General features: G+C 58.4%; 19 protein-coding genes. 8 read left to right on the plus strand and 11 right to left on the minus strand.

The window, feature by feature from the left end:
- Nucleotides 1–7: 7 nt before the first annotated feature.
- The 5 genes from AC2FFH_RS00495 (at nucleotide 8) to AC2FFH_RS00515 (ending at nucleotide 4,491) form a co-directional block, all read left to right on the plus strand.
- On the plus strand, nucleotides 8–1,129 hold the full coding sequence (locus tag AC2FFH_RS00495) for a DNA polymerase III subunit delta' (protein WP_496843519.1): 1,122 nt from the start codon (nucleotides 8–10) through the stop codon (nucleotides 1,127–1,129).
- Nucleotides 1,126–1,932 (plus strand): TatD family hydrolase, encoded by an 807-nt coding sequence (locus AC2FFH_RS00500; protein ID WP_496768090.1) that lies wholly within the window; start codon nucleotides 1,126–1,128, stop codon nucleotides 1,930–1,932. The genes AC2FFH_RS00495 and AC2FFH_RS00500 overlap by 4 nt, the downstream gene beginning before the upstream one ends.
- Nucleotides 1,929–2,726 carry an MBL fold metallo-hydrolase gene (locus tag AC2FFH_RS00505; protein ID WP_496768088.1) on the plus strand — a complete coding sequence of 266 codons (798 nt, stop codon included), beginning with the start codon at nucleotides 1,929–1,931 and terminating at the stop codon, nucleotides 2,724–2,726. The genes AC2FFH_RS00500 and AC2FFH_RS00505 overlap by 4 nt, the downstream gene beginning before the upstream one ends.
- A gap of 63 nt (nucleotides 2,727–2,789) precedes the next feature.
- Nucleotides 2,790–3,722: an AEC family transporter gene (locus AC2FFH_RS00510; RefSeq protein ID WP_496768084.1), complete on the plus strand. Its 933-nt coding sequence runs from the start codon at nucleotides 2,790–2,792 to the stop codon at nucleotides 3,720–3,722.
- A gap of 70 nt (nucleotides 3,723–3,792) precedes the next feature.
- A complete protein-coding gene (locus tag AC2FFH_RS00515; RefSeq protein ID WP_496768082.1) occupies nucleotides 3,793–4,491 on the plus strand; it encodes a CbiX/SirB N-terminal domain-containing protein in 699 nt (232 codons plus the stop codon).
- 33 nt (nucleotides 4,492–4,524) lie between these two features.
- Here the strand turns inward: AC2FFH_RS00515 and AC2FFH_RS00520 are convergent, their stop codons facing one another.
- The 5 genes from AC2FFH_RS00520 to AC2FFH_RS00540 all read right to left on the minus strand — a co-directional run bounded on the left by AC2FFH_RS00520 (nucleotide 4,525) and on the right by AC2FFH_RS00540 (nucleotide 8,916).
- On the minus strand, nucleotides 4,525–5,532 hold the full coding sequence (locus AC2FFH_RS00520) for a diguanylate cyclase domain-containing protein (RefSeq protein WP_496768080.1): 1,008 nt from the start codon (nucleotides 5,530–5,532) through the stop codon (nucleotides 4,525–4,527).
- Nucleotides 5,529–6,116, minus strand: coding sequence for a heme NO-binding domain-containing protein (locus AC2FFH_RS00525; protein ID WP_496724526.1), 588 nt, complete (start codon nucleotides 6,114–6,116; stop codon nucleotides 5,529–5,531). The genes AC2FFH_RS00520 and AC2FFH_RS00525 overlap by 4 nt, the downstream gene beginning before the upstream one ends.
- A 120-nt stretch (nucleotides 6,117–6,236) precedes the next feature.
- Nucleotides 6,237–7,796, minus strand: coding sequence for a trimethylamine methyltransferase family protein (locus AC2FFH_RS00530; protein WP_496737975.1), 1,560 nt, complete (start codon nucleotides 7,794–7,796; stop codon nucleotides 6,237–6,239).
- A 120-nt stretch (nucleotides 7,797–7,916) separates the two neighbouring features.
- Entirely contained in the window at nucleotides 7,917–8,609 is a 693-nt protein-coding gene (locus AC2FFH_RS00535; protein ID WP_496768078.1) for an HAD family hydrolase, read from the minus strand.
- Between the two features lie 25 nt (nucleotides 8,610–8,634).
- Nucleotides 8,635–8,916: a DUF3572 domain-containing protein gene (locus tag AC2FFH_RS00540; RefSeq protein ID WP_058279646.1), complete on the minus strand. Its 282-nt coding sequence runs from the start codon at nucleotides 8,914–8,916 to the stop codon at nucleotides 8,635–8,637.
- A gap of 87 nt (nucleotides 8,917–9,003) precedes the next feature.
- Here AC2FFH_RS00540 and AC2FFH_RS00545 point away from each other — a divergent pair, with 87 nt between their 5' ends.
- Nucleotides 9,004–10,392 (plus strand): diguanylate cyclase, encoded by a 1,389-nt coding sequence (locus AC2FFH_RS00545; protein ID WP_496768073.1) that lies wholly within the window; start codon nucleotides 9,004–9,006, stop codon nucleotides 10,390–10,392.
- A 5-nt stretch (nucleotides 10,393–10,397) separates the two neighbouring features.
- On the opposite strand, the gene AC2FFH_RS00550 is transcribed toward AC2FFH_RS00545, so the two are convergent.
- From AC2FFH_RS00550 to AC2FFH_RS00565, 4 genes are read right to left on the minus strand one after another with little or no spacing between them, the layout of a single operon-like run.
- Entirely contained in the window at nucleotides 10,398–10,871 is a 474-nt protein-coding gene (locus AC2FFH_RS00550) for a periplasmic heavy metal sensor (protein ID WP_496768071.1), read from the minus strand.
- A complete protein-coding gene (locus AC2FFH_RS00555) occupies nucleotides 10,868–11,221 on the minus strand; it encodes a hypothetical protein (protein ID WP_109310457.1) in 354 nt (117 codons plus the stop codon). The genes AC2FFH_RS00550 and AC2FFH_RS00555 overlap by 4 nt, the downstream gene beginning before the upstream one ends.
- Nucleotides 11,214–11,828: an RNA polymerase sigma factor gene (locus AC2FFH_RS00560; protein WP_496768069.1), complete on the minus strand. Its 615-nt coding sequence runs from the start codon at nucleotides 11,826–11,828 to the stop codon at nucleotides 11,214–11,216. The genes AC2FFH_RS00555 and AC2FFH_RS00560 overlap by 8 nt, the downstream gene beginning before the upstream one ends.
- A 6-nt stretch (nucleotides 11,829–11,834) precedes the next feature.
- A complete protein-coding gene (locus tag AC2FFH_RS00565; protein ID WP_058279674.1) occupies nucleotides 11,835–12,302 on the minus strand; it encodes an EF-hand domain-containing protein in 468 nt (155 codons plus the stop codon).
- A gap of 190 nt (nucleotides 12,303–12,492) precedes the next feature.
- Between AC2FFH_RS00565 and AC2FFH_RS00570 the strand changes: the two genes are divergently transcribed.
- Both AC2FFH_RS00570 and AC2FFH_RS00575 read left to right on the plus strand, forming a co-directional pair.
- Nucleotides 12,493–12,891 carry a DUF983 domain-containing protein gene (locus AC2FFH_RS00570; RefSeq protein ID WP_113788484.1) on the plus strand — a complete coding sequence of 133 codons (399 nt, stop codon included), beginning with the start codon at nucleotides 12,493–12,495 and terminating at the stop codon, nucleotides 12,889–12,891.
- 25 nt (nucleotides 12,892–12,916) lie between these two features.
- Nucleotides 12,917–13,618 carry an NUDIX hydrolase gene (locus AC2FFH_RS00575; protein WP_496768067.1) on the plus strand — a complete coding sequence of 234 codons (702 nt, stop codon included), beginning with the start codon at nucleotides 12,917–12,919 and terminating at the stop codon, nucleotides 13,616–13,618.
- A 22-nt stretch (nucleotides 13,619–13,640) separates the two neighbouring features.
- Here AC2FFH_RS00575 and AC2FFH_RS00580 read toward each other — a convergent pair whose 3' ends face one another.
- Both AC2FFH_RS00580 and AC2FFH_RS00585 read right to left on the minus strand, forming a co-directional pair.
- Nucleotides 13,641–15,308, minus strand: coding sequence for a ribonuclease J (locus tag AC2FFH_RS00580; RefSeq protein WP_496768065.1), 1,668 nt, complete (start codon nucleotides 15,306–15,308; stop codon nucleotides 13,641–13,643).
- Nucleotides 15,305–16,084, minus strand: coding sequence for a type III pantothenate kinase (locus tag AC2FFH_RS00585; protein ID WP_058274409.1), 780 nt, complete (start codon nucleotides 16,082–16,084; stop codon nucleotides 15,305–15,307). The genes AC2FFH_RS00580 and AC2FFH_RS00585 overlap by 4 nt, the downstream gene beginning before the upstream one ends.
- Nucleotide 16,085 lies beyond the last annotated feature (1 nt).

The raw sequence follows: 16,085 nt of genomic DNA on the forward strand, positions 1-16,085 counted from the left end.
ACGATAGATGAGCGACGACACCCCAACCCCGGATCAGGCACCCGGTGCCCCACACCCGCGCGAGACACTGCGCCTGTTTGGTCAGGACGCGGCGGAACAGGCTTTTCTGAGCGCCTATACCTCGGAACGTCTGCACCACGGCTGGTTGATTACCGGTCCACGTGGCGTTGGCAAGGCGACGCTGGCCTGGCGGATCGCACGGTTTCTGCTGGCAACACCTCCGACCGAGGAGGATGGGCTGTTTGGCGCACCGCCACCGCCCGATAGCCTTGAGATCGATCCGGAACACCCCGTCGCGCACCGTATTCAGGCTGGGGCCGAGCCCGGCTTGGCGGCAATTACCAGATCTCTGAATGATCAGGGGCGGTTGCGTAGTGAGATTGTGGTTGATGATATCCGCAAGCTTGGCAAGTTCTTCGGCCTCTCCTCAACTGACGGTGGACGTCGCGTTGTGATCGTGGATGCCGCAGATGAGATGAACGTCAGCGCGGCCAACGCGTTGCTGAAAATGCTTGAAGAACCTCCGGCCCGTACCACACTGCTGCTGATCTCGCACCAGCCGTCGCGCCTGCTGCCGACAATCCGGTCGCGGTGCCGGACACTGCGCCTGTCTCCGCTGGGATCTGAGGATATGGAAGCCGCGCTGATGCAGACCGGCACAGAAATGCCGGGAAAGGCGGATCATTTGGCTGCACTGGCTGCCGGGTCCGTGGGTGATGCGGTGCGCCTGATCAATCTGGGCGGGCTGGAAATCTACGCCGAGCTGATTGCCATTCTGGGTACCCTGCCCCGAATGGACCGTCAGCGCGCGCTGGCCTTGGCCGAGGCTGCTGCCCAACGTGGCGCGTCCGAGCGGTTTGATCTGTTACTGACGTTGATCGACGTCGCCCTGTCCCGGCTTGCGCTGACCGGTGCAACCGGCGCGGCCCCGATGCCCGAAGCCGCTCCGAACGAGGCAGAAACCCTTGCCCGCCTGTCTGCCTCACCGCAGCAGGCCCGCAAATGGGCAGAGGTCGCTGCAGTGATCACCGCACGCGCGCGTCATGGGCAGGCGGTGAACCTTGACCCTGCCGCTCTGGTCCTAGATACGGTGTTCAAGATACAAGAAACCGCCGGTCAGAGCAGATGAGCAATACGCCCGAAATCACCGACAGCCATTGCCATCTGGACTTCCCCGATTTCGAAGGTCAGCTAGATCAGATCGTGGCCAATGCCGCCGTGGCTGGCGTGACCCGCATGGTAACAATTTGCACCCGCTTGCGGAACGAACCAACCGTCCGCGCCATCGCCGAGACCCACGCGCCGGTCTTCTACGCTGCCGGTACCCACCCGATGAGCGCCGCTGATGAGCCGATGGCATCGGTCGATGAACTCGTCGCCTTGTCCCGGCACCCCAAATTTGTAGGTATCGGCGAAACCGGGCTGGACTATCACTATACCGCTGACAGCGCAGAGGTGCAGAAGCAATCCTTGCGGGTTCATATCGAGGCCGCCCAACGCACCGGTCTGCCCCTGATCATCCACGCCCGTGCCGCCGATGACGACATGGCCCGCATTCTGGCTGAGGAACACCGCAACGCGCCCTATTCCTGCGTGATGCATTGCTTTTCGTCCTCTGCCGAACTGGCCAAAGCCGCCCTTGAGCTGGGGTTCTATTTGTCGATGTCCGGCATCACAGCATTCCCCAAAAGCCAGGAGCTGCGCGACATCTTTGCCAGCGCCCCAGTCGACCGCATCCTTGTTGAAACCGACGCGCCATACCTGGCCCCACCCCCGTATCGCGGCAAGCGGAACGAGCCCGCCTATACCGCCCACATAGCGCGCAAGGGGGCCGAGGTGTTTGGGATGGACTACGTCGATTTTGCTGCCCAAACGCAGGCAAATTTTGACCGGTTGTTCACCAAAGCAGCGACCTACAAGGCGGCTGCATGACCGAATTGCGATGCACCATCCTTGGCTGCGGATCATCCGGCGGCGTCCCCCGGCTGGGCGGGCATTGGGGCGATTGCGACCCCAAGAACCCCAAAAACATCCGTCGCCGCTGTTCAATGCTGGTGGAACGGGACGGGCCGGACGGTACAACCTCGGTGCTGATTGACACCACCCCCGACATGCGTAGCCAATTGCTCGACAGCGGGACCGGGCGGCTGGATGGCGTGATCTACACCCATTCGCACGCGGATCATGTTCACGGCATCGATGACCTGCGTATGATCGTGTTTAACATGCGCGAACGAGTGCCCGTGTGGGCCGATGGCGACACGCAAAACGCCTTGCTGGGACGGTTCGGTTACGCCTTTGTCCAGCCCGAAGGCTCGCCCTATCCGCCAATCCTTGACCTGAAGTCCATCGACGGCCCGTTCGAGGTAGACGGCCCCGGCGGCCCGATTCCGTTCCATCCATTCAAGGTCAACCACGGCTCGATCGACTCGCTTGGTTTCCGGATGGGTAACTTGGCGTACCTGCCGGATGTGGCGGAAATCTACGAAGAGGCCTGGCTGATGATGGAAGGGTTGGATTGCCTGGTCATCGACGCGCTGCGTCGGAAACCTCACCCGACCCATGCACATCTGGAAAGGACGCTGGGCTGGATCGAACAACTGAACCCCAAGCGCGCGGTCCTGACCAACATGCATATCGATCTGGACTATGCCACGGTTGACGCGGAAACCGCCGACAACATCACCCCTGCCTATGACGGAATGGTGATCCATCAGGCGCTCTAAGACCCCACGCAACCGACCTGAGACGCAGCAATCCTGCGTCGGCCCAGCCTGCAAAGCGGTGCTATGCTTCAAAGTCTGATCGACGTCATTCTACCGGTTTTCCTTGTGATCGGAGCAGGTTATGCCTCGACCCGGTTGGGGTATTTCAAGGAAATTCACATCGATGGATTGATGAAGTTCACCCAGGGCTTTGCAATCCCATGCCTTCTGTTCCTTGCAATCTCGCATCTGGATCTGAGTGCCAGTTTTGATCCTCGGCTTCTGGTCAGCTTCTACTCAGCGGCTGGATTATGCTTCACGGCCGGTCTGTTCGGTGCACGGTTTATCTTTGGCCGGGATTGGGAAGATTGCGTCGCCATCGGGTTTTGCTGCCTGTTCTCGAACTCTGTCCTTTTGGGACTGCCGATCACCGAACGCGCCTACGGCCCCGAAAACCTGACCGGCAACTATGCGATCATCGCCTTCCATTCGCCCTTTTGCTACGGCGTTGGCATCACGGTGATGGAGGTTATTCGAAATCGCGGCCAGGGCGGTCCCCGCATGGTCAAATCCATCTTGTCGGCCATGTTCCGCAATGCACTAATCCTTGGCATCGCGCTGGGTTTTGCAGTGAACCTGTCTGGTATTGGCATACCTGCGGTCGTGGACGAAGCCCTGGGCCTTGTGACCCGCGCCGCCCTGCCCGGGGCGCTGTTCGCGCTTGGCGGAGTGCTGGTGAAATACAGGCCCGAAGGCGACCTGCGCGCCATCGCCTTTGTTGGCGCGATATCACTGATGCTGCATCCCAGTCTTGTCTGGCTATTCGGCTCAACAGTTGGCCTGCCACAGGACCTGTTCCGCTCAGGTGTGCTGACGGCAGCGATGGCGCCTGGTTTCAATGCTTACATCTTTGCCAATATGTACGGACGCGCAAAACGGGTCGCGGCCTCGTCCGTTCTGGTCGGAACCGGCGTCTCGATCCTGACAGTCTGGCTTTGGCTGACATTATTAGGATAGCGTGACGTCCCATGGATTGACTTTGCACCAGCCGGACACACCTAACTGAAAAGCCACAGGATACTCCTAAATGCCGCACGCCCTGATCGTCGCCCACGGCCAACCCTCGGACCCGGCCCCTGCTGAAGCGGCGCTAGCTTCCTATGCGGCAGAGGTCGATGCGTATTGCGATGGCGTCAACGTTCAATCAGCTACACTTGCTGCGCCTGGAATGCTGGAGGCTCGTTTGGATGAACTGCCCGACGACACTGTCATCTATCCCCTTTTCATGGCCAAGGGGTGGTTCGTGACACGTGCGCTGCCCAAGCGTCTGGGTGATAGAAATATCCGAATTCTGGACCCGCTGGGCGTTGACTCTAAACTCCCCGCTTTGGCTGCGGGCGCGTTGCAGGATACGCTGTTGAGCAAGGGGTGGGACGCGGACAAAACCGATCTGGTTCTGGCTGCACACGGATCGGGTCGCAGCCGCAACCCATCAGCTGTCGCCATTGAATTTTCTAAGGAATTGGCCGGGTGCGTGACCTTCCAATCCATCCGCGTCGGGTTTGTGGAAGAGGCCCCGTCCATTGCTGAAGCCGCGACCGGGGCTGGCGATCAATCTCTGTGCCTGCCCTTCTTTGCTTGCACGGGCGGGCATGTTTTGGAGGACGTGCCACAGGAGCTAGAGCGAGCGCGGTTCAATGGGCACGTGATGCCGGTTGTCGGAGAGCTTCCCCCAATCAAACGCCATATTGCGAGAACTCTGACACGTGCTTTTACGCAGGATTAGCCTAAATAACTGACCGCGTGGGATCAGATGTTATTACGAACTGGCCGATTTCAGCCCATAGGCCGCAAGCTCCGAGAACAGACAATGCCGCGACCGTCCCTGCCGCTTTGCCTCGTACAGCGCCTGATCGGCTGCATTCAGCAGCTCTGCCGCTTCCGGATTGCCGAACTGCGTGGACAAGGCCGTTCCGATGCTTGCCGAAATCCTACACGGGGCACCCTGAAACATCATGGGTTGGCATAGCCGACTGATCAGGCGTCCTGCTATGTCAGAGAGGACATTTTCGTCGACCAGACCTTTAAAAATTATTACAAACTCATCACCACCGACCCGAGCGACCGTGTCCTCATTTCGGGTCTCTTCCTCCATTATGCACGCAGCCTGTTGCAACACAAAGTCCCCCGCCGCATGGCCAAGGCGGTCGTTGACACTTTTGAAGAAGTCCAAGTCCAAATGCATAAGCGCAAAGGCGCAATTGCCCGAGATCAGGTGGCCAAGGACCACGTCCATCGCGCGGCGGTTTTTCAACCCGGTCAACATGTCTGTCACCGCCTGCTCTTCAGCGGCCAACATGGCCCCCTGCAGCCGCAGGTTCAGTGAGCGCGACGCCTCCATCGCGGCTGTTTTCGCCTCAACCAGATACAGCAGTTCAATCGACAGATCCGTGCCAGAGAAATCCGCGCTGGTCAGAGCATAGTCACGAACAGCGTCCAGGATAGAAATCCCGAAGGACAGGTTGATGATTGCCCCGCTCTCCTTTGGCAAAGGAGCGACCAGCCCCGTCAGCGCGGTCCGGGGTTCGTCGTGAAACTTCAGATGCACCTTGCCACCGGGCAGAGACAGCAGCGCGGAAATCGTTGTCACTGCTCGTGGTCTTACCAGTTCAAAAACGTCCAGAAAACCGCGACCCCGCATCGGATGGTCCGGGCGAAGCTTTTGCAGCGTTGGTCCCGCGTTTACGATCCTGCCTTTGTTGTCCACCATCACGAACATGGGGCACAACGTGTCCAAAAGAGCCGAGAGTTCAGAGGCTTGCATCATGACTTGCGCGCCCCAAGATCGAAATGACGCCCTTCGGCAAAGGCACTTTCCACGAGGACGATTGTGATGACTTCAGCCTCGCCCTGCGCCCCTTCATGCGACAGCATGGCCAATGCGCCATAGTCATCCGCTATGGCCCGCAATACGCCCACCATCACGCTGGAATAGCCCGGCAGGCCAGAATAGCAGTGCAGACGATACTCTGCTGGTGACACCTCTTGCAGCTCCAGCATCGGCAGGCGCAGATCCGAAACCGCTAGTCGGGCACGGTCTGACAGGTCATCCAGTGAGTGCAAAAACTCGACATATGTCACACCGCCGAATCGAAGCAGTCGGCGCAAACCTTCCATATTCGGGTGCGACACCAAATAGGTTCCAAGATCTTCCAGTATCTCGGCCCGTGGGCGATTCAAGTCAGCACTTAGCGCGTCCAAAACCTGCGCGGTCATGGCGTCGTCATAAAGCAGCATTGCCTCAAACTCGGAAAAACCCAGGCCCGCGGCCTCGGTCACCCGCTGCCAGCAGGGTTGTCCATAGGTCGCGCAAACAAATGACTGTATTGCCCGATTGATCAGACCATGCATGAGATGCCCCAAATTGGTTACACCCCAATCTGCTCAGATAATCCTTAACAAATACCCAAAAAACACGATGCGTGGATGACTATCCGACAGAGTCTCAATCTGGAAGTTATTGTTGTTACATTAGAAATCCGTCGGCGCGCCACCCTCGTCCTTTCGGCGGGCAACAAAATCCTCCAGCTCTTCACGAATCCCGTCATCTATCGGCGGGGGCTCAAAGCTGGTTACGATTTCCTTGAACATGTGGTGGGCGCGCTCGGCCGTCCAGATACCACCTGCAACGTCCCAGCCTTCGTAATTTTTCCAATCGCTTAGGAACGGCTGATAGAACGCGGTCGTGTAGCGGTCCTGGGTGTGCTGAATACCAAAGAAATGGCCATCGTTCCCAACGGCCTTGATTGCATCCAGCGCGATTTCGTCCGGGCCTGTCGCTGTGATCTCGGGCTGCATGTATCGCTGGATTTGCTGCAGAATTTCGCAATCCATGATGAATTTTTCGGGGCTAGCAATCAGCCCGCCCTCAAGCCACCCGGCCGCGTGGTACACCATGTTGCTACCCGACTGCACCGCAGCCCAAAGTGAGTTCGACGTCTCCCACACCGATTGCCCATCCGGCACGTTTGCCGCACACACACCTGACGACCGCATCGGCAAACCATAGTAACGTGCCATCTGGCCGGTCATCTGGGTTGAGCGCATATATTCGGGCGTTCCAAACGCAGGTGCGCCAGATTTCATGTCAACGTTGGACGTGAACGTCCCGATAACACAGGGAATTCCGGGCCGGACATATTGGAACAGCGCAATTGCGCACAATGCCTCGGCCAGAGATTGCGCAACCGCGCCCGCCATCGTGACTGGCGCCATCGCACCTGCCAGTGTGAACGGCGTCACGACAATCGCCTGCCCGCGCCGCGCTAGGCGCAAACAGCCGTCAATCATCGGATGATCATGTTTCAACGGCGAGGTCGAGTTGATGTTGGTATACATCCGCGGAGTCGCCTCGAACTCTTCATGGCTGTGACCCCCAGCGATCCGGACCATTTCCATCACGTCCTCGACCCGTTCTTTGCCCAGCGAATAGGCATGCATTGCCTTGTCGGTCAGCGTCAGCTTGTCATAGAGAACGTCCAGATGCCGAACGCTGGCGTGGATATCGACCGGCTCGACCGGGTAGCCCCCGGCAAAGTGGATACAGTTGAAATACTGTGTCAGCTTCAGCAGATTCCGGCACATCTCGCGATTACCTGCCACCTTGGTGCCGATCTCAAGATCCCAGTAGTTCGGCGGAGAGGAGACGTTCCCGAACAGCAGGGTTTTGCCACCAACCTCAATCGTCTTGTCAGGATTCCGTGGAGTGATCGTGAACTTTGATGGCGCTTTGGCCACCATTTCCATCACAAAGTCACGACCCATACGAACGTTGTCGCCATTGATCGTACAGCCCGCCTCTTTCAGGATACCAAGCGCTTCTTCGTTGTAGAACTCGATCCCGATCTCTTCGAGGATGCGCATGGCCCCCTCGTGGATCGCTTCGATGCCAGCTTGATCCAACGGTTCGGTGGGTTTGTCGATGTTGATCGGCGGATTCCACGGCATTTGGTCGATCACCGCGCTGCCCCTGCGTGCCGCCGCACCTGCCCGTCCCCCTCCGCGCCGTTTGCGAGTTTGTGTGTCAGCCATTGGAACCCTCCGGAACTTGCTTTCTTCAAGCAAGCCCCGAAGTCGGCCCAGTGGCCGCTCTATCTGCGACAAGGTTTGTCGGTTTTATTACTTGGGCAGTCGAATTCAGCCGAAGCTGGATCAGTTTTCAGCCAACCAGGCGGGAATGTGACCGATGTCCGGCAGCACGACATCCGCCATCGGCGCAAGTGCCTCGGCCGGGGCCAGCCCGGTTAGTACCCCAATTGTGGTCATTCCCGCTGCACGCCCGGCCTGCAGATCATGCAGGCTGTCCCCCACCATGGCCACGCGTGACGGGTCGACACCAACATGGGTCGCAAATGCAATCAATTGCCCGGGTCCGGGTTTGAACCCATGGCCGCTGTCGTAGCCAGCAACAAAATCGAAGTGGTCGCGAATCCCGACTGAGGCGAGATGTTGCAGCGCAGGCATCTCTCCGTCGTTCGTGGCTACACCTAGTTTTAAACCCGCCTGCCGCAAAGCATCGAGGAAGGGAACCAGAGGAACAGCCGGCGCCTGTGTCGCCGTCGCCGATTCCGTGTTCAGAATGTCGATCAGCTCATCGCTGGGCATATCCGGGAAATAGGGTGCAAGGGCTTCGGCGATCTCTTCAACGGTCCCCGCAATCACGATGCTGTCGTCAGCATATTCTTCCGAAACCGGATCAAACCCTATGGCCTGGCCCAGTTCGGCAGCCCGCTTTTGGTCGCCATCTGACAGCTTTTCCAACACGCTGCGCCCGAAACCACCCCATGTGTCCGCAAAGTCAAACAGTGTTCCGTCCTTGTCGAACAAGATCGCATCGATGGGCATTACATGCTCCTGTCAGTGAATTGAATCAGGTCCAGTGAACGTCGCCACCGGACAAAACAGCCCGCGCCTGACCCGGCAGATCATAGGGCACGGAATTGGCGTCACAAAAGGCGATCACCCACGAATCGTCAAGCATCAAGAATTCAAGAACCGAACTCAGAAACTCCGACTCTGATGCGCGAACCCGCAGATCCTCGGTGGATGCACCCGTCGAGCCCAAAAAGATCGGCAGCAATTCGTCATTCCCGACCAGCCAGCCAAGGACGTTCAGGGCAAGCGTTTCGGCGGATTGGGCGGTGATCGGCATAAAGAGGCCTCGGGTATGCACTTGGAAAGGGTTTGTTAACCAGACTCATAAACACTTTGGCAACGCATGCAATCAACGGTGATAGATATGTCCGTGCAGGGAACCATTCTTGTCCTCGACGGGACTTCGACCAATCGCATTATGCTAAAAGTTCAGCTGACGGCGGCGTGGTATCACGTGGTTCAGGCCGAAAAGCTGCAGGGGCTGGCCGGGCTGCTAAGTCGTACGCGCCCCGATCTGGTGCTGGTGGCACAAACGCTGCCTGATGGCTCGGCTGCGGACGTCAAAAGACTGGTGATGGCCAATCCGGAACTGGCCGATGTACCGGTCGTTGCAATCGCGCCGCAGAACGACAAGGCGGCAAGGTTGCAGGCATTGTCGGATGGGTTGGACGACGTGTTGGCAACCCCGTTCAAGGACACCCTGCTTCTGGCGCGAGTTCGCAGCCTGCTGCGCGCGCGCGCAGATACGCAAGAGCTTCAGCTGGGCGGCGGATCACATCCAGTCGGATTTGCAGAACCCGCGACCGTGCTGATTACGCCGTCGAAATCGGCCCATGTGGCCATACTGACCCAAAGCGCCCGGATCGGGACATTGTGGAAATCCGCGTTGTCCGAGAAATCGCATCACAGCCTAAGCACGCATGCAGCTTCGAACATGCGTGCTTTGCTGTCAGGGCCAGTGCCAGACGCGATCCTAATCGAAATAGATACGACGGCCGCGGGCCTGAATACGTTGGCGGACCTGAAGTCACGCGGGGCAACTCGGCGTACCGTATTGATCGCCGTCTTGGCCGATGAAAATGCAACAATGGCGAGCGAGGCGCTGGATCGTGGCGCTGACGCCGTGTGTATGGGGGGGTTCTACGTCGAAGAGGTTCAACTACATCTGGATAACCAGATCACGCGAAAGGCCCGAATGGACCAAATGCGCGCCTCATTAAAGCGCGGGCTGGCCGAGTCGTGGGTCGACCCCCTGACTGGGTTGCACAACCGTCGCTATGCTATGCAAGCTATGGATCAGATGGCACGACAACCATCGCATACCGGTCACGGTTTTGTTGTCATGCTGGCAGACTTGGATCATTTCAAAACCATCAACGACCGTTTTGGCCATGTCAGCGGCGACCAGGTTTTGACCGAGGCCGCTAGGCGAATGAAACGCACGGTTGGCGCGGCGGGTTTTGTCGCGCGCATCGGGGGAGAGGAGTTTATGATAGGTCTGCCTGACAGCTCTCAGGCTGGGGCGATGGATCTGGCTAAAACCCTGCGCGACTGTATCAGCAAGACACCATTTTCCCTGCCCGATACCTCGGCCCCTGTGCCAGTCACCATTAGCATCGGCCTGACGGCGCCGATCCCGCCCCTGCCCCCTGGTGACCCGGTGGAGCGGTTGCTGAAATCCGCCGATACTGCGCTTTATGCAGCCAAGAAGGCTGGTCGCAATCAAGTAAGGATCAGGCAGAGCGCCGCCTGAAACCCTCAGTCCTTTTTCTTGTGGCCACGCGGGCCTCGTTTAACAACCTCCTCCAGCCGGTCGGCATAGACCAGACGCTCTTCATCGCTCATGGCTTCAACCCGGGCCAACCACTCTTGCTGCAGGGCATCCTGCAGGTCCGCCATGGACTGCGCTTGTTGGTCCAGCAGGGCCTGAACCGCTACTGCGTCAAAGGGATTTGCCCGCAAAGCAGTGCTGAGTTGGGCAAAATCCTGGGATCGGTTGTGTGCACCCTTTTTGTGTCGGTCGAACAGCTCGCCCCGCATGGCTTTACGCTCTTCCTTTGGCAGCGCACGATACAGCGCCGAACCAAAACCTGGCGGAGATTTTGCATGATCCCCCCCTTTGACCCGCAGCGCGGTCCCCAGGGCAACGCCGACGATCAACAGGTTCAAGGCCAGCGAGATGACCAGCAGAACCGACATCCAGCGGTTTTTGGGTTTGGGACTATCGCTCATTCGGCGTCCTCCAGAAAACTCGTATCCAGACTTAGGTCAGCGACCACGAAACTAACATCCTGCGCGTAAATGTAATTGGCAGGATCAGGCAGAAATGCCGGTGCTGAAAAGCCGATCCAGACACCCGCCATACTGGCAGCAACCAAACCGCCCATTCCCTGCCAGCCGCCAAACCCGGCCAGAAGGCGCGCCCAAAGCGAGTTTGTCTTTGGCTCATCTGGCTTCAGGCGACCCAGCCGAACAGATTCCGCGTCGGTGAGAATGCGCACAGCCAGATCATCCGGCAACTCATGCCGATCCTGCCGGGCTTGGGCGAACAACAGATCCAGATTGTCTTTGTCGTCAGTCATCGTCGTACCCCAGTTCATCTCGTCGCCCGGCCAGAATTGCCGCTAACGACCGTTTTCCTCGTGCCGTAAGGCTTTCCACCGCTTCCACCGAAATACCCATGATCCCAGCGATTTCAGGGTTGGGCAATTCCTCAATATGCCGCAAAACAACAGCTTGCCGCTGACGTTCGGGCAGTTGTGATAGTGCCATTTGCAGTGCATCCTTTCGGGCTGCGTCCTGTAGACGGTCGGCTGCACTGGCCTTTTCATCTGCTGGCTCTGGCACATCCGCCAGCCGGTCCGGCGTCTTTTTGCGGCGCAGATCAACACACAGATTCAGCGTCACGCGATAAAGCCACGTCGATACTTTAGCCTGACCAGGTACCCAATCAGGTGCCATCTGCCACAGGCGCATCATCGCATCTTGTGTCACATCTTCAGCCTCGGCGCGGTTGCCCAGAAACCGAAGGGCCACTGATAAGCTGCGCGGCGCAAGCCGATCGGTGAGAACGCGCGCCGCCGCGGCATCGCCATTGGCAAACTGCCTGAGCAACACATCGTCGCCCAACTCGTCCGCGGCGTAATCCACGCCGCGAACGTATTGTGGAGCAGAGGTCAGGTCCTCCATCCCGCGTCAGCTGTCGTCAGAGTCCGCTTTCCCATGTTTCTTGTGGCGCTTCCCCATTCTGTCTTTTGCATCGGCAAATTCCTCTTCCGAGATAGCGCCGTCCTCGTTCGCGTCGATCCGGTCAAACATCTTGTCAGCACGGCGCGGCTTGGGCAACTCGTCCTCGCTCAGAAACCCGTCCTTGTTGGCATCGTTGCGTTCAAACATCTTCGTAACACGGTCGTTGGCCTTCTTTTGACCTGCTGCCTGCATCTCTTCGACGCTCAGCTGGCCGTCGCCGTCGGTGTCGGCATTGGTGAAACGCTGATTCCGATGAGCCTGCATTTCTTCCTTAGTCACCTGCCCGTCACCGTTCGCATCGAGCTGTTGAAAGGTCACAGGTTCGCGATCTTTACCGCCTGCGGCGAAAACGGATGTGCCAGTGATTGCCAGTGCTGACACAATGATTGCCGGAATGAATTTGGCGCTTTTCATAACGTTTTTCCCTTGTTTTCGCGGCGCCATTGCCGCTGCTTACATAGGTTCAAACGGGGCAGGCATCCCATTCCGTCGCAGGAAGTGAAACTTTTTTAAAAACGTCATGGCGATGCAAAGCGACGCACCCCCTTTCCCGAAGCCACAAACAAGCGTTATATCCTCATCATTGGAACGCGCGAGTATCAACATGACAGATCAGACGATCGAAACCCACGATGTAGAAGACCGCCCGACAAAGCCAGCACTGGTCAAAGGGTTCCGTTGCCGTTGCCCAAATTGCGGCGAAGGCAAACTGCTGCACAGCTACCTCAAGGTTAACAACGAATGTTCGAATTGCGGACAGGAGCTGTTTCACCATCGCGCCGATGACGGGCCGGCCTATCTGACCATTCTTCTGGTGGGTCACCTGCTGGCACCGGCGCTTCACTTATCTTATGTCCATTGGCGCCCTGAGCCCCTGACGATGTTCTTGGTTTTAGCATTTGGCTGTACTGCCCTGTCACTATTCCTGCTGCCACGATTGAAAGGGGCCGTTGTCGCCTATCAATGGGCTCGTCGCATGCACGGCTTTGGCCAGTCCGCGTGATCTTGGACCACAAGTTGAGCGACGGATGACGGTGGACAAAACAGCCATACGCGACGCGGCGACAGTCATTGTCCTACGGGATCGTCTGACCAATCCATCCATCCTGATGGGGCAACGCGGCGCAAAAGCCGCGTTCATGCCCAACAAGTTTGTCTTCCCAGGCGGCGCTGTCGATACATCTGATGCAGATGTTGCACTGTCAACAGATCTGCCCGCTGTGTGCTGTGATCGCCTTGCGGAGCGGTCACAAGCCGGGCTGCAAAATGCCTTGGCGGCGGCGGCGATCCGAGAGCTTTGGGAAGAAACCGGACTGATTTTGGGCCAACCAGGTGATTGGGCGGGCCCGCGGACCGAAGATTGGGCGACATTTGCGCAGATGGGATACCGCCCATCGGCACAAGCACTTCAGTTCGTTTTTCGTGCCGTCACCCCGCCTGGGCGACCCCGCCGGTTCGATGCACGCTTTTTCCTGGTAGACGCCGCCGCAATACAGGGCGATCTGGATGATTTCAGCCACGCCTCGGACGAGCTGTCACATCTGCAATGGGTGCCGCTGGATCGGGCGCGCGAATTCGACCTGCCGTTCATTACAGAAGTCGTGCTGGCCGAAATCGCTGCTCGGGTGACAGACCCAACGCCCCCTGAAACTGTTCCGTTCTTTCTGAACAGTGAGGAGGAAAGCCTTTTCCTCAAGCTTCGCGGTTATCCCATGCCAGAAGCAGACTGAGGGCCGGTGGCCCTCAGACACGTTATTTCATGCGGCTGATTACCGTGGTGACTTCGGGCTTTTTCCCAATCTCGGTCTTTGCTGTTTGGCGAACGATCCGGCGTATTGCCTCTTCCAGTTTGTCATCATCGCGCAGGGTCTTGGCATCGGCCCGCATCAGGAACTGATTCAGGTCTTCTTCTAGAACTTCAACCAATGCAGCCCGGGACGATCCAATCTCGGACAGACCCATCGTATCGCACCACGGCTCGCCCAGTGGTTCGTCCTCTTCGTCCAGAATGACCGTGACAGTGACGTGCCCGTTCAGCGCCATGCGAATCCGGTCACGCACCACCCCATCCAGGGCGCCAACTTTGACCGTGCCGTCCAGGTAGGTCCGACCGGTTTCGACATAGTCGACAACTCGCGGCGCATTCCCTGTCAGATCCAGCATGGTTCCGTTTACGGCCAGAATACCAGTACGCCCACCAGCTTCCGCCAGTTTGGCATGCTCGCGCAGGTGACGATGTTCACCGTGCATCGGAATAATCATCTGCGGATCGACCAGCCCGTGTACTTTCTCAAGATCCGGACGGTTGGCGTGACCGGACACATGGTACAGGCCCGCACTGTCATCGACCACATCCACGCCCTTTTCACTGAGCTGGTTCATGATGAAAATCACGCCGCGCTCGTTGCCTGGGATGGTTTTGGACGAGAAGAGAAACAGATCGCCCTCTTTCAGTTCCAAACCGCGGTATTTGCCCCGCGCAAGCTGCGCGCTGGCCGCGCGGCGTTCTCCCTGGCTGCCGGTGACGATCAGCATCAGGTTCTGGCGCGGCATCTCCACAGCCTCTTCGGCGCTGACGACGCGTGGAAAGCTGGTCAGAATGCCCGTTTCGGTCGCGGCTTCGATCATCCGGCGCATCGCGCGACCCAGCAGAACGACCGAGCGCCCCGCCCGTTCACCCGCCTCGGCCAGCGTCTTAACCCGTGCGACATTCGACGCAAATGTGGTGGCGACAACCATACCGCTAGCTTCTTCAACCAGCCTGGTGATCTCGGGACCGACCTCGGACTCCGAGCGGCCCGCATGGGGGGAAAACACGTTCGTGCTGTCACACACCAGCGCTTTGACGCCAGACTTGGCAACCTCAGCCCAGAGATTGGGGTCAAAAGGTTCACCAACGATCGGATTTTCATCCAGCTTGAAGTCGCCGGTATGGACGATCCGCCCCTCGGGCGTGTCGATCACCAGGGCAGCGCTTTCGGGGATCGAATGCGAGACCGGCAGGAAACCTACCTTGAACGGACCAACGGAAATCTGTTCGGGCCAGGCCGATGCAGTATGTACGGCATCCTCGGGGTGTCCGTGCTCTTCCATCTTGCGGCGCGCGATGTTGGCGGTGAAGGCCCGTGCGTAGACAGGCGCACCCAGCGCCTCATAGCAATGCGCCACAGCGCCCACGTGGTCCTCGTGTGCGTGGGTGACGAACACGGCCTCCAGCCTGTCGGCACGTTCGCGCAGCCACGAGATGTCGGCATGAATCAGGTCAACGCCTGGGGTGGTGTCCATGTCGGGAAATGTCACGCCCAGATCCACAAGGATCAGCCGTTCCTGTCCGGGTTTGCCATAGCCGTAGACATAGGCATTCATGCCAATTTCGCCGGCACCACCCAGCGGTAGGTAGATCAATCTTTCGCTGCTCATGTCGAGCCATTGTCCTTGTTATAGCGATGAATCACGGTAAGCCCGTGCATCGTCAGATCATCTTCGATTGCGTCAAACCCCACGTCCGCCTGATCGAACAGCGGCGCGAGCCCACCGGTTCCAACGACTTTCATCGGCATTCCGTATTCCGCCTTGATCCGGGAAATCAGCCCCTCGATCAATCCGGAATAGCCCCAATACACGCCGGATTGGATACAGCCAACCGTATTCGTGCCAATCACATTTTCAGGGCGGGTGATATCAATATGCGGCAGGGCAGCCGCGCCCTGGTGCAACGCCTCGAGGCTGAGGTTTACGCCCGGCGCAATGATCCCGCCGACATAGGCCCCATCCGCCGCAACCACATCAAAGTTCGTCGCCGTGCCAAAATCCACAACAACCACGTTGCCGCCATGCCGGTCAAACGCAGCCACCGCGTTGGCCAGTCGATCCGGGCCGGGTACTGTCCCCTCGTCAACACGCGGATTCATCGGCAACAGACAATCGGGCTTGCCCACGACAAGCGGCCGACATCCAAAGAACCGATCAGCAAAGACCCGCAGGTTGAACACAACCCGAGGCACGGTCGAGGCGATGATCACATCAGTAATTTCAGCCTCGATCCCATAGTGTTTCACCAGCGTCGAATACCACGTGAAATAGGCATCCGCCGTGCGCGCATGGTGGGTCGATGTGCGCAGGGTGCAAAGAAACCTTTCACCGTCCCAGATCGAGAACACAGTATTCGTGTTACCGCAGTCGATAGCCAGAAGCATC

The sequence above is a fragment of the Ruegeria sp. YTSC003 genome, from assembly GCF_059609785.1.